This window comes from Mycobacterium marinum (assembly GCF_003391395.1).
Lineage (GTDB): Bacteria > Actinomycetota > Actinomycetes > Mycobacteriales > Mycobacteriaceae > Mycobacterium > Mycobacterium marinum.
In genome coordinates, this window is record NZ_CP024190.1 from 3361310 (window position 1) to 3373543 (window position 12234).

12 protein-coding genes are annotated in these 12234 nt (G+C 63.8%); 8 read left to right on the forward strand and 4 right to left on the reverse strand.

Going from position 1 to position 12234, the window contains the following annotated elements; all coding sequences use genetic code 11:
- Positions 1-9: 9 nt before the first annotated feature.
- The gene (locus CCUG20998_RS14165; protein ID WP_012394602.1) at positions 10-1023 is read right to left on the reverse strand and encodes an NADP-dependent oxidoreductase; all 1014 of its coding nucleotides are present in this window, start codon (positions 1021-1023) and stop codon (positions 10-12) included.
- A 98-nt stretch (positions 1024-1121) separates the two neighbouring features.
- Between CCUG20998_RS14165 and CCUG20998_RS14170 the strand changes: the two genes are divergently transcribed.
- The 3 genes from CCUG20998_RS14170 (at position 1122) to CCUG20998_RS14180 (ending at position 3644) form a co-directional block, all read left to right on the forward strand.
- The gene (locus CCUG20998_RS14170) at positions 1122-1979 is read left to right on the forward strand and encodes a class I SAM-dependent methyltransferase (RefSeq protein ID WP_036455933.1); all 858 of its coding nucleotides are present in this window, start codon (positions 1122-1124) and stop codon (positions 1977-1979) included.
- Positions 1980-2288: 309 nt separating this feature from the next.
- Positions 2289-2495 (forward strand): hypothetical protein, encoded by a 207-nt coding sequence (locus CCUG20998_RS14175; protein WP_020725404.1) that lies wholly within the window; start codon positions 2289-2291, stop codon positions 2493-2495.
- Between the two features lie 102 nt (positions 2496-2597).
- Positions 2598-3644, forward strand: a complete 1047-nt coding sequence (locus CCUG20998_RS14180; RefSeq protein WP_020729144.1) for a M48 family metallopeptidase — start codon at positions 2598-2600, stop codon at positions 3642-3644.
- A 9-nt stretch (positions 3645-3653) separates the two neighbouring features.
- Here CCUG20998_RS14180 and CCUG20998_RS14185 read toward each other — a convergent pair whose 3' ends face one another.
- Both CCUG20998_RS14185 and CCUG20998_RS14190 read right to left on the reverse strand, forming a co-directional pair.
- A complete protein-coding gene (locus CCUG20998_RS14185) occupies positions 3654-4808 on the reverse strand; it encodes a serpin family protein (RefSeq protein ID WP_020729145.1) in 1155 nt (384 codons plus the stop codon).
- A gap of 12 nt (positions 4809-4820) precedes the next feature.
- The gene (locus CCUG20998_RS14190; RefSeq protein WP_020729146.1) at positions 4821-5516 is read right to left on the reverse strand and encodes a cutinase family protein; all 696 of its coding nucleotides are present in this window, start codon (positions 5514-5516) and stop codon (positions 4821-4823) included.
- Between the two features lie 132 nt (positions 5517-5648).
- Here CCUG20998_RS14190 and CCUG20998_RS14195 point away from each other — a divergent pair, with 132 nt between their 5' ends.
- The 5 genes from CCUG20998_RS14195 (at position 5649) to CCUG20998_RS14215 (ending at position 9902) form a co-directional block, all read left to right on the forward strand.
- Positions 5649-6068: an LLM class flavin-dependent oxidoreductase gene (locus CCUG20998_RS14195; RefSeq protein ID WP_020729147.1), complete on the forward strand. Its 420-nt coding sequence runs from the start codon at positions 5649-5651 to the stop codon at positions 6066-6068.
- A gap of 37 nt (positions 6069-6105) precedes the next feature.
- The gene (locus tag CCUG20998_RS14200; RefSeq protein ID WP_012394608.1) at positions 6106-6336 is read left to right on the forward strand and encodes a DUF167 domain-containing protein; all 231 of its coding nucleotides are present in this window, start codon (positions 6106-6108) and stop codon (positions 6334-6336) included.
- Positions 6337-6379: 43 nt separating this feature from the next.
- Positions 6380-6730 carry a hypothetical protein gene (locus CCUG20998_RS14205; protein ID WP_020729148.1) on the forward strand — a complete coding sequence of 117 codons (351 nt, stop codon included), beginning with the start codon at positions 6380-6382 and terminating at the stop codon, positions 6728-6730.
- Between the two features lie 152 nt (positions 6731-6882).
- Positions 6883-7746: an alpha/beta fold hydrolase gene (locus CCUG20998_RS14210; RefSeq protein ID WP_081651015.1), complete on the forward strand. Its 864-nt coding sequence runs from the start codon at positions 6883-6885 to the stop codon at positions 7744-7746.
- A gap of 359 nt (positions 7747-8105) precedes the next feature.
- The gene (locus CCUG20998_RS14215) at positions 8106-9902 is read left to right on the forward strand and encodes a BCCT family transporter (RefSeq protein WP_020729150.1); all 1797 of its coding nucleotides are present in this window, start codon (positions 8106-8108) and stop codon (positions 9900-9902) included.
- Between the two features lie 94 nt (positions 9903-9996).
- On the opposite strand, the gene katG is transcribed toward CCUG20998_RS14215, so the two are convergent.
- Positions 9997-12228, reverse strand: coding sequence for a catalase/peroxidase HPI (katG, locus tag CCUG20998_RS14220; RefSeq protein ID WP_036455691.1), 2232 nt, complete (start codon positions 12226-12228; stop codon positions 9997-9999).
- Between the last annotated feature and the right edge of the window lie 6 nt (positions 12229-12234).

Genomic DNA, 12234 nt, shown 5'->3' on the forward strand with positions numbered 1-12234 from the left:
CTCAGTCGACTACTCGGATGTCCGCACGACGAGCTTGCCCACGTTGGTGCCGTCGAAGAGCATGTTGATCGCCGTGGGCAATTGTTCGAAGCCGGTCACCACCGTTTCCAGCGGCGTGAGCTTGCCCTGCGCGATCAGACCGGCGATCTCCGCGGTCGCCTCGGCCGCGCGGCCCAGGTGATCAAGAATGATGAAGCCCTGCAGTGTGGCGCGTTGGACCAGCAGGTTTCCGAACGCTCGCGGTCCGGGTGGCGGATCGGCGGAGTTGTATCCCGAAATCAGGCCGCACAGCGCTACCCGCGCGCGGACGTTGAGCCGCGCGAAGATCGCGTCCATGATGTCGCCACCGACGTTCTCGAAGTCGACGTCGATGCCGTTGGGTGTCGCGGCGACAAGCTGAGCTGCCCAGTCGTCGGCCCGATGGTCGACGGCCGCGTCGAAACCGAGCTGCTCAGTGAGCAAAGCGCACTTTTGCGGACCACCGGCGATCCCGACTACCCGCGCACCATCCGCCTTGGCGAGCTGGCCCGCCACCGAACCGACGGCGCCGGCCGCGGCGGATACGACGACTGTTTCGCCGGGCCGTGGTTTGGCGATCTCGCGCATCCCGATCCATGCCGTGAGCCCGGTCATCCCGAGTGCGCCGAGGTAGGCGCTGGGGGAGACGCCGTCGGCGACCTCGACCGGAAAGAGCGGCGTCGTGTCCGAGACCACCGCGTAGTCCTGCCAACCGACCAGACCTTGCACGGTCAAACCCACCGGATAATTCGGATTCCTCGACTCGACAACCTCGCCGAGCCCGGCCGCGCGCATGACCTCGCCAATGCCAACCGGGGGCAGATACGACGGCATGTCGTTGATCCAGCCGCGGTTGGTCGGATCCAGGGATATCCAGGTGACGCGTACCAGCGCCTCGCCATCGCCGATTTCGGGGATCGGGGCTTCGCTGAGCTCGAAAGTATTCGGACCGATGCGCCCAGTGGGACGTTCGCGAAGAAGGAATCGGCGGTTTCGATCGGGCATGAGCGCACGCTACCCCAGACCGATAGTGCGACATCGCGATCGGCACCATTCCGATTGGGGCGGTGGGTGGTTTCGTCTGCCGGTGCTATAACGCATACATGGCAGGCTTGGATTCCGGCGAAGGGCAAGTGATTACCCACGTCTCCGATACGGCCCGATGGACGGCCCTATATCGGGCCACCGAATCGGCGCGTCCGGATGCATTGTTCAGCGACCCCCTCGCCAATCGGCTTGCCGGAGAGCATGGCCGCGCTATCGTCGCCACAGTTCCGCGCACCACCCGTAACGGTTGGTGGCTCGTCGCGCGGACGAAAATCATTGACGACGCCATTGCCCGCGCGATCGCCAACGGTTGTGACCGGGTTTTGAACTTGGCTGCCGGCCTGGATACCCGGCCGTACCGGCTGGATCTGCCCGCCGAATTGACCTGGATCGAAGCGGATCTACCGCTGCTGTTGGCGGAAAAAGCACAGCTGCTCAGCGGCGAAACCCCGCGATGCCAGCTGACCCGCAGCGCCGTGGATCTAGCCGATCCAGCCGCTCGCGATGCCTTCTTCACCGAGGCACTGGCCGGTGCCGCCAAGGCACTTGTCCTGACCGAGGGCCTGCTGATGTACCTCGACGAACCGGACGTGATTGCCCTCTCTGAGGCGATACGACAACCCCAAGTGGGTTGGTGGATGCTTGATTTAGCCGGCCCTGCCCTCAAGAAAATGATGAACAAGAAGATGGCCGGCATGCTGCAGAACGCGCCGTTCAAGTTTGCACCCGACAACGGTTTGGCCTTCTTTGAAGGACTGGGTTGGCACGTAGCAGAGGCGGAATCCCTGTTTACGGCCGCGCAGCGGTTCCGCCGCCTGCCGATATCAATGCGCTCACTCGGGTGGCTTCCGCAGCCGAATCCGCGCCATCCGGGCCGCAGGCCCTGGAGCGCGGTTACGCTCCTTACTCAATGAGTACCTGAGAGACTCATTGAGTTCGGAGAACTGTCAATTAACGCCTGCGTGCATTTCGCAGTGATCCGCCGCTGCCCGGCCCGAACCGTTACCCGACCCTAAACAAGCAGGTCATTCGGGTTTTCCAGAGAATTTCGGGCGCTCGCCCAGACCCCGGCGGTTTGACGGAACCGTCAGGAATGCGTGGAATTCACGGCTAATTCTTATATTAAGACACGGTTTGATCACAGGTTTGCTGTCAATCCTTAACGGACAGGTGTTCGCGGCGTATGTACCGAACTCGGGTTGAACGAGAGGAGTTGACGAGCAGTGACGAATGCACCAGAGGCGGAGGTCATTTATCTGCAGTCACATCCGATGTGGCTTGCAGCTCGGCAGCGCGAAAATCAGCGCCTTGAAGAGATGCGCCGTCACCCCGCCTACCTGGGCCGTCAGCGTGCTGCCGCGATGGGAGTCGACGTCAGCAGCATGGGTAGCGCCGCCCGGGCATGGCCCAGCGCGGATTCGCCGGCCTGACCTCTCGCGCCCCACTTCGGCGCGGTCTGGGAATTCCTTTACTGCGAAATCGCGGTGGCACGGCGTCCGTATTCTGATACGGACTACCGAGGAGTTCGCGTCATGTCTCAGACACCGGCCACCACCCGCACCACTTTTGGCGGTATCAGCTCCAGGGCGTGGGAGCATCCGGCCGACCGAACCGCTTTATCGGCACTGCGCCATCTCAAAGGCTTCGACCAGATCCTGAAACTGCTCTCCGGAATGCTGCGGGAGCGCCAACACCGGCTGCTGTATCTGGCCAGCGCGGCACGAGTCGGCCCACGCCAGTTCGCAGACCTCGACGCACTGCTCGATGAATGCGTGGATGTCCTGGACGCGCCGACCAAACCCGAGGTCTACGTCACGCAGTCGCCGGTGGTGAATGCGTACACCATCGGGATGGACGCCCCGTTCATCGTGATCACCTCCGGGCTCTACGACCTGATGACCCATGACGAGCTGCGCTTTGTCGTGGGTCACGAGCTCGGTCACGCGCTATCGGGTCACGCCACCTACCGCACGATGCTGATGCACCTGATGCGGCTGGCGGGTTCCCTGGGCTTTCTCCCGATCGGCGGCTGGGCGTTACGCGCGATCGTGGCGGCGCTGCTGGAATGGCAACGCAAGTCCGAGCTGTCCGGGGACCGGGCGGGACTGCTCTGCTGCCAGGACTTGGACACCGCGATTCGGGTGGAGATGAAGCTGGCCGGCGGAAGCCGGTTGGACAAGCTGGACTCCGAAGCGTTCTTGGCCCAGGCCGCGGAGTACGAGCGATCTGGGGACATGCGCGACGGGCTGCTCAAGCTGCTTAACCTCGAACTTCAGACCCACCCGTTCTCGGTGCTGCGGGTCGCCGAATTGACCAAGTGGGTGGACGCCGGCGGCTATGGAAAGGTGATGTCGGGCAGTTATCCGCTGCGCGTCGACGATGGCCAATCCTCAATCGCCGATGACCTCGGCGAGGCCGCCCGCCACTACAAGGACGGGTTCGACCAGTCCGACGACCCGCTGATCAAGGGCATACGCGACGGTCTGGGCGGCATCGTGGACGGCGTGGGCCGGGCCGCCACCAGCGCGGCCGATTCGTTGGGCCGCAAGATCAACGAGTGGCGGCACAACCCGAAATAGCGGATCCGGCTACCCGGTTTGGACGGATCCGACTTCGGTGGGTTCGCTGACCCAGGCGGCGAAGACCGGCACACCGGCCCACGGATCGCGTCGCCGCCCGCCACCTACCACCGCCACCACCGCATAGGGATGACCGAAGCGCAGCGTCGCTGACCGCGACGGCAGCCGCGAAACCATCGCGCCACGCACAGCGATCGCGGTGACGGCCGCGGCCTCGAAGCCATACCGGCCGTAGCGGGCCACCGCGGACTGCCGGGCCCGCGTATCCGCAGTCCCCTTCAGCGCCACCGCCAGGGCTTGCCCGGCCGCACCGAAACCCAACGCCGGATCAGCGGTGAGGTCGTGATCCGACGACACCTGCCAAGCCGGCATCACCACCCGCACGTCGTCCTCGCGGCCACGGGCCCCCTCGGTGATCGTCCAGAATTCGCCGTCGCCGAGTGGCAGGTCGCAGAGCTCACGGCGACGCACCCGGGAGCCGGTCACTTCCCGGCAGGCGATGTCGTGCGCCGCCGCCAGCACGGCCTGAAACGATGTACCTCGACTCGCGATGACCGAGGTGACGTGCAATTCGCCGGTACCGACCGCGGTATGCACGCCGACAGTTCCCACACCCTCAGCATCGGCGAGGTAGGCGCTGTGGCCGGCGACCGTGAGCGCATCGCAAACCCGTTTGCTCCAGGGCGAGCGCAGCTGGCCGGCATCGGTGACGCCGAAGGGCCGCAACCAGCTGATCCGCGTGGCCAGAGCGCTGGCCAACACGGCCGCCATGCCCGACAAGTCGGCGGGGAAGCGCTCGATCATGCCATCGGTGTGGTTGCGTGCCCACGTGTCGGCTTGGGCCTGGCTGGGGATCGGCCCGATCTCCACTTCGGAGGGCATGCGGCCCGACCACAACCCCGCCAAGTCCGCTGGGCCCCACAGGGCCAACGCCGCGTTGATCACCTCGGGTGGCGCGACCATCAGGTCCTCCAGCGCCCGGTGCGCATGCTTAGCGTCAGTACCGAGGGCCTCTTCGAGCTGCTCGCGAGCGGCACCTCTGGCGACCGGCGCCACCAGCGCCAGGAGCAACCACGCACCCAGCGGTGACGCGACCGAGTGCAGACCCGCATGCACCCGACAGAAGCGGCGGGCATAGCGCGTGATCAGCGGCCCGACGTCCATGCCGCAGCGGGACTAGAGCTTGCCTGCGACGAAGTCGGCGGCCTCGTTGACCATGCCGTCCTGGATGTAGGCACTGGCGAGGTGCTGTGGCCAGTTCTGCTTCCACGTATTGGGGTCAGCGGGGCTGCAGACCGGGTCGGAGCCATGGCACAACTCGATGGTTCTGTCGTTGTAGAGCGGACTGAAGTTCGTGATGGGCCCCACCCACTGGCTGCCGTTGCCGAACAGCGCGACCGCGGCGATGTGCTGATCGGTGCCCGGCGGCAGCGGATTCTCGAATCCGAACGCCGACATCGGCACCGCAAGCACCACGTCGGTCACGGCCGCGCCGAGGGAATATCCGCCTAGCACCAGTCGGGTGTCCGGACAGCTGTTGACCATGTACTGGATGTGCCCGCTCATGTCGTTGGCACCGATGTCGACCTCGGTGTCGGCCGGATACTTCACGGCGTAGGACCCCATGCTTCTGCCGCCGACCTTGGAGCTCAGCGAGCTGATGAACGCGTTGCCCAGCACCCCGGGCCCCGGCGACTCGAATCTGCCCCGGGCGAAGACAACCTCCACCTGAGGGCAGTTCGCCGCATCGGTTGACGGCGCCGCACCGGGCGTTCCCGGCGGCAGCACCGCTGCGGCGATCGTTAGGGCCGCGGCTACCGCGACCGCCCCAACTCCAAATTGGACCGACCTACGGGCAAACAAAGCGCGCACAGGAAGATGTTAGCCACTTCGGCACCTGTTGGCAGGCTTTGAAGAATTGGCCCCCCACGCCATGCACCGCACTGCACTTTGATACTCAATGACCGCGCCGCACACACACCGCAACGGCCTAAATATCGCCGCATGCGGATATCGGTCGAGTTCCACCTGAGCTTCGAATACTCCGCACTGCAGCAGTTGCGGCAAGCCGCGGATCACTTTGGCTTCGAAGGAATTTGGGACTACGACCATTTTTGTGGGCCGGCAGAACTCGCCGAGCCGACGTTCGAGGGCTGGACGACGCTGGCCGCCATGGCAGCTGTTACCCAACGGACGAGGATCGTCCCTCTGGTAACCGGTGTGATCTATGGCCATCCGGCGATCCTGGCGAAAAGGGCAGTGACCGTCGACCACATCTGCGTCGGTCAACTCAACTTCGGCATCGGCGCCGGGTGGCACGAGGCCGAGCACTATGGTCCTGCCGTTCCGGCAGCCACCATCGCTAGGCCTACTCGAACGGTGCGCCGCCCTCGGTTGGCCAGCATGGCCTTCGGGCGCGGATGACGCATCAGCGGTTGGCCGGTCGGTAGCCTCACCAAGCATGACCGACATCGTCGTCGTCCGGGTCAAGCCGGGTAGTCGCAAAGGCCCCCTGGTCGAGACGGGTTCCGATGCCGAGTTAACCATCTATGTACGCGAGCGGGCGGTCGACGGTAAGGCCAACGAAGCCGCAGCCCGGTTGCTCGCCGCCCACCTTCAACTGCCGAGAAGCCGAGTTGAATTGGTGGCGGGGGCGACGTCGCGGTTGAAGCGCTTCCGCGTCGAGCGCTGATCGCCTTCGGGGGTCCGCCCACGCCGGGGACCACCGCGTTCACATGGTGGCCAAGGCGTATCTGCCCCGTGATCTCGCCGCGACGGCGGACAACGATGCTCAGTTCATGCCAGCGCTTGCCGTCACCTCAGTGCTGGTCATGGCGGCACTTTGCATCGGCTACCAATGCGGCCGCCGGGCCGGCTCAACCCGCTCGGGCCGGATCAGGCGCAGGCGCAGGACGGCACTGGCTGGCATGGCGTTCACGGTCATTGCGCTGGTTGTTGTCCGCCGCGCCCGGCGCAGCTTGCGGCGCCGACGCAATTCCATTTCCATACAGGTAGCGAAACATGTTGCCCCGCTGGGGCTTTGGGAAGCGCCGACGCGCGCCCTCAAGCAACTGCGCGGCTGCTAGCCCGCCCGAGTGCTCGACGCCGGCGCTTGGGCACCAATCCCGGGATGTGACACCCGCCCTAGCGCGACCTCAATTCAGCGGGATTGGTTATCCCCGTACGGCAGAACACACGTCAGGCCTACCCCCATTACCCGTCGACATAGGATGTTCCCATGGGGCGGTACGTTGAAAATCTGGGCGTCAGAATCTGGACGCAGAGTTTTGGGAGCCGTGCCGACAAGGCAATCCTTCTCATATCCGGCGCGATGGCTCCAGCTATCTTCTGGAACAGCAACTTCTGCGAGCGTCTCGCCGATCTAGGATATTTTGTCTTACGCTTCGACAGCCGTGACATCGGTGATTCAACGCATTTCCCCCCGGCAAGGGATGCCGACGCTGATCCGCCATACACCATCGATGAAATGGTTGACGATGTTCGAGCCATACTAGCCGACCATGATCTGAATACCGTTGTACTCATCGGACATTCACTCGGCAGCACCGTGGCTCAACTGTTCGCGGTCAAATACCCGGAACGGGTCGAGAAGCTGTTCTTGATGTCATCGCCGATAATCGCCACGGGTAACAACATATACGCCGAGACGGATAGCGAGACGCTCGCCGCCATGTGGCAAGTGCTGATGTCCAACAAGATGTACCCAGATTACAAACGTGGCAAAGAAGAATTTTTCAAAGTCTGGCGATACCTCAACGGCAGCTTTGAATTGGACACCGACTTAGCCGATGAATACACCAAGCGCCTCTATGAAACGGAAGTCATCGAGCCAGCATATAATCACACCAAGGTTCAGGTGGGCATCGACGACACCTGGACCGAGCTAAGCGAACTCGAAATCCCGATACACTTCATTTACGGCGAAAAGGACCAGTTGGCGTCGAACGTCGGGAATATACAGATCCTGACCAACTCCCTGCCGAACGCTCATCTGACCGTTCTCAAAGGTGCCGGCCACATGTACTTCCATAGACGCATATGGCAGCAAATACTGTCGGTCCTCACCGAGGCCCTGACCTAATACCGTTCGGCCCCGTCCCGTATCACCTGCCCTTTCGTTGCGACGACCAGGTGATATCGCGCGGCGACACCGGCAGTATCGATTGCGTTGCAAAACCACTCGGGGATGTGATAACCGCATCGGTAATTTCACCTGCACCCGACAACCTCCGGCCATCTCGGTAATATCAGCCCGGCAGAGTTCAAACTCTGAAGGTTCACCAAGAGGGTCTCCCTACTCGCGTGGCCGCTCGAACGGCGGTGACAGATCAGGCTCGCGAGCTCCGGCCGGAGGCCACTCGACACGCACGTTCGTCACGGTCGATTCGCGTTAGCCGCGAAGCGACGTCGGTGACCAGGACGTGCCTAGAAGGGAGTGTGATGGCGTTGCCCGACCTGCCCGATAACGATCCGGGTCGCCCGAATGTGGTTGCCGAGGCTTGGCGAAGTATCAAACCCTCGGTCTTCGTTCCGGCGTCATTGGTGATCGTGACCATGATCGCTGTTTCGGTCGTCTACGCGCAGACCGCCGCCAATGCATTCGTGAAGCTCAACGCCGCAATCACCGCTGGGGTCGGGTGGTGGTACATCCTGGTCGCCACGGCTTTCGTCGTGTTCGCGCTCTACTGCGGTATCTCGCAGATCGGCACCATCCGGCTCGGCAGCGACGACGAGGTACCCGAGTACGGCTTTTGGGCATGGCTGGCGATGCTGTTCAGCGCGGGTATGGGCATCGGTTTGGTGTTCTACGGTGTGGCCGAGCCGCTCAGCCACTACGCCCATCCACCTCAGTCCCGCGGCGTGCCCGCACTCACCGATGCGGCGGCCAACCAGGCGATGGCACTGACCCTGTTCCACTGGGGTCTGCACGCGTGGGCGATCTACGTGGTGGTTGGCCTCGGCATGGCCTACATGACCTATCGGCGGGGACGCCCCTTGTCGGTGCGGTGGCTGCTGGAGCCGGTCTTGGGGCGGCGCCGAGTCGAAGGCGTGCTGGGACACGCGGTCGATGTCGTTGCCATCGTGGGAACACTGTTCGGTGTCGCCACATCACTGGGCTTTGGCATCACCCAGATTGCCTCCGGCCTGGAGTATCTCGGCTGGATCAAGACGAACAACTGGTGGATCATCGCCATGATCGGCGCGATCACCGCCGCCGCGACGGCATCGGTGGTCAGCGGTGTCAGCAAGGGTTTGAAGTGGCTGTCAAACATCAACATGGCATTGGCGGCCCTATTGGCCCTGTTCGTGCTGTTACTCGGACCGACACTTTTCTTGCTGCAGTCCTGGGTGCAGAACTTGGGCGGCTACGCCCAGTCCCTGCCACAGTTCATGCTGCGCACCGCGCCGTTCTCGCACGACAGCTGGCTCGGCAACTGGACCATTTTCTACTGGGGCTGGTGGATCAGCTGGGCGCCGTTTGTCGGGATGTTCATCGCGCGGATATCGCGCGGGCGCACGATCCGAGAGTTCATTGGGGCGGTGCTGCTGGTACCCACCGTGATTGCCTCGCTGTGGTTCACCATCTTTGGTGACGCCGCGCTGTTGCGCCAGCGAAACGACGGCGACATGCTGGTCAACGGCGCCGTGGACACCAACACGTCGCTGTTCCGATTGCTCGGCGATCTGCCCATCGGCGTCATCACCAGCGTTCTTGCGGTGCTAGTGATCGTGTTCTTCTTCATCACGTCGTCGGACTCGGGTTCGCTCGTGATCGACATCTTGTCCGCGGGTGGCGAGCTGGATCCGCCCAAGCTGACCCGGGTGTACTGGGCGGTGCTCGAGGGGACCGCCGCCGCGATATTGCTGCTGGTTGGCGGCTCCGGGTCGCTGACCGCGTTGCAGACCGCTTCCATTGCCACCGCCCTGCCGTTCTCCATCGTCATGGTGGTGGCGTGTTACGCCATGCTAAAAGCGTTCCGCTTCGATCTACTCACCACGCCCAGGCTGCTGCATGTCACCGTGCCCGACGTGGTATCGGACGGCAACCGGCAGCGCCGCGACATCTCCGCGACCCTGGCCGGGCTTATCGCGGTTCGCGACGTCGATAGCGGTACCTGCAGCGTGCACCCCGACACCGGCGCGCTAACCGTCATAACTCCACCAGATCCGTTGGGCGGGCACATGTTTGACACCAGCGACCAAGACGGCCAAAGAAATCCAACATCGTCGGCGTAGGCCGCGAAGCCAACCGGCCGACGCCGGCCCTCGCAGTGGCCCCCGCGAGCTATTGGTTCACGGGGGTCACTACGAGTCAGCGATCGATACCGGACTACTCGAGATCGAACCGGTCGTTGTTCATGACCTTGGCCCACGCCGCGGCGAAGTCCTCAGCGAACTTCTGCTTGGCGTCGCTTTGGGCATAGACCTCGGCCAGTGCGCGCAGCACCGAGTTCGAACCGAACACCAGATCGTTGGCGGTGGCCGTCCACTTGAGCTGCCCCGAGGAGCGGTCGCACCCTTCGTAGACGTTCTCCGCCGCTTCCGAGGCCTTCCACTCCGTGCCCATATCGAGCAGGTTCACGAAGAAATCATTGGACAGCACGCCCGGCTTGTCGGTGAACACGCCATGCTTGGAGCCGCCGTGATTGGCACCCAGCGCACGCAACCCACCAACCAGCACCGTCATCTCCGGAGCCGTCACCCCGAGCCGATACGCCCGTTCGATCAGCAGGTGCTCCAGCGGAGCCTTCTCACCGACCCGGACATAGTTGCGGAATCCGTCCGCGCGCGGTTCGAGCACCGCGAACGACTCCACGTCGGTGTTCTCTTGCGATGCGTCGGTGCGCCCGGGGGAGAACGGCACCGAGACCTCGTGACCGCCATCCTTGGCCGCCTTCTCGACCGCTGCCGAGCCAGCCAACACGATCAGGTCGGCAAGCGAAATCTTCTTGCCGCCGGCCGCCGAGTTGTTGAAGTCCTGCTGGATTCCCTCCAGCACAGACAGCACCTGGTCGAGGTCTGCGGGCTCGTTGGATTCCCAGCTCTTCTGCGGTTCCAGACGCAACCGCCCTCCATTGGCACCGCCGCGCTTGTCGGTGCGCCGGAAGCTGCTCGCCGCCGACCATGCCGTCTTGACCAGCTGCGCAACCGTCAGGCCGGACGCGAGCACCTTGCTCTTCAGCGCCGCAACGTCCTTGGCGTCAACCAGCTCGTGGTCAACGTCGGGCACCGGGTCTTGCCAGAGCTGCGGCTCGGCAACCCAGGGTCCGAGGTAGCGGCTGACCGGTCCCATGTCCCGGTGCAACAGCTTGTACCAGGCCTTGGCGAACGCCTCGGTCAGCTCCTCCGGATGTTCCAGCCAGCGCTGGGTGATCCGCCGATAGATTGGGTCCTCGCGCATCGATATGTCGGTGACCAGCATCGTCGGGGCGCGCCCCGGCCCGCCGAACGGATCGGGGATCGTGCCTGCGCCGGCACCATCCTTGGCCGTGAACTGCCACGCGCCGGCCGGACTCTTGGTCAGCTCCCACTCGTAGCCGTAGAGCAGCTCCAGGAATCCGTTACCCCACTGGGTGGGGGTCGGGGTCCAGACGACTTCGAGACCGCTGGTAATCGCGTCCTTGCCCTTGCCGCTACCAAACGAGCTCTTCCAGCCAAACCCCTGCTGTTCGATCGGGGCAGCCTCCGGCTCGGGACCGACCAGGTCGGCGTCGCCGGCACCGTGGGTCTTGCCGAAGCTGTGGCCGCCGACGATCAGTGCGGCGGTCTCCTCGTCGTTCATCGCCATGCGGGCGAAGGTTTCCCGAATGTCATGCGCGGCGGCAACCGGATCGGGCTTGCCCTCGGGCCCCTCGGGGTTGACGTAGATCAAACCCATGGTGGTCGCGCCGTAGGGTTGGGCGAGGTCGCGCTTGCCCGAGTAGCGCTTATCGGTGCCCAGCCAGACGTCCTCTTCGCCCCACATGACCTCTTCGGGCTGCCAGACGTCCTCACGACCGAACCCAAAGCCGAAGGTCTTGAATCCCATCGAATCCAAGGCACAGTTCCCGGCGAAGATAATCAGGTCCGCCCAGGAGATCTTGCTGCCGTACTTCTGCTTGACCGGCCACAGCAGTCGGCGTGCCTTGTCCAGGCTGACGTTGTCCGGCCAGCTGTTGAGCGGAGCGAATCGCTGCATGCCCTGGCCACCGCCGCCGCGACCATCTTGGATGCGGTAGGTACCGGCGGCGTGCCAGCTCATCCGGATGAACAGGCCACCGTAGTGGCCATAGTCGGCGGGCCACCAGTCCTGCGAGGTGGTCATCACCGACATGACGTCGGCCTTGAGCGCATCGACGTCGAGCTTGGCGAACTCTTTCGGGTAGTCGAAATCAGCACCGAGCGGGCTGGCCTGAGACGGGTGCGGGTGCAGCATCGACACGTCGATCTGGTTGGGCCACCAGTCCCGGTTGGTCATCGGCGCGTGATCCTGCGGGGTGGGGGAGGAGATTGCGGGGCTTTCGCTTTCGCTATTGCTCTGGGTCGAGGTGTCGGGTTGAGGTGGGCGGCTATCGGATGACACAGCATT

What these genes read in the sequence shown, in the direction of transcription:
- CCUG20998_RS14215 (WP_020729150.1), top strand. Translation starts at nt 8,106, where the DNA reads ATGGCGTTGCCCGACCTGCCCGATAACGATCCGGGTCGCCCGAATGTG.
- CCUG20998_RS14210 (WP_081651015.1), top strand. Translation starts at nt 6,883, where the DNA reads ATGGGGCGGTACGTTGAAAATCTGGGCGTCAGAATCTGGACGCAGAGT.
- CCUG20998_RS14185 (WP_020729145.1), bottom strand. Translation starts at nt 4,808, where the DNA reads ATGGACGTCGGGCCGCTGATCACGCGCTATGCCCGCCGCTTCTGTCGG.
- CCUG20998_RS14200 (WP_012394608.1), top strand. Translation starts at nt 6,106, where the DNA reads ATGACCGACATCGTCGTCGTCCGGGTCAAGCCGGGTAGTCGCAAAGGC.
- CCUG20998_RS14170 (WP_036455933.1), top strand. Translation starts at nt 1,122, where the DNA reads ATGGCAGGCTTGGATTCCGGCGAAGGGCAAGTGATTACCCACGTCTCC.
- CCUG20998_RS14205 (WP_020729148.1), top strand. Translation starts at nt 6,380, where the DNA reads ATGGTGGCCAAGGCGTATCTGCCCCGTGATCTCGCCGCGACGGCGGAC.
- CCUG20998_RS14165 (WP_012394602.1), bottom strand. Translation starts at nt 1,023, where the DNA reads ATGCCCGATCGAAACCGCCGATTCCTTCTTCGCGAACGTCCCACTGGG.
- CCUG20998_RS14180 (WP_020729144.1), top strand. Translation starts at nt 2,598, where the DNA reads ATGTCTCAGACACCGGCCACCACCCGCACCACTTTTGGCGGTATCAGC.
- CCUG20998_RS14195 (WP_020729147.1), top strand. Translation starts at nt 5,649, where the DNA reads ATGCGGATATCGGTCGAGTTCCACCTGAGCTTCGAATACTCCGCACTG.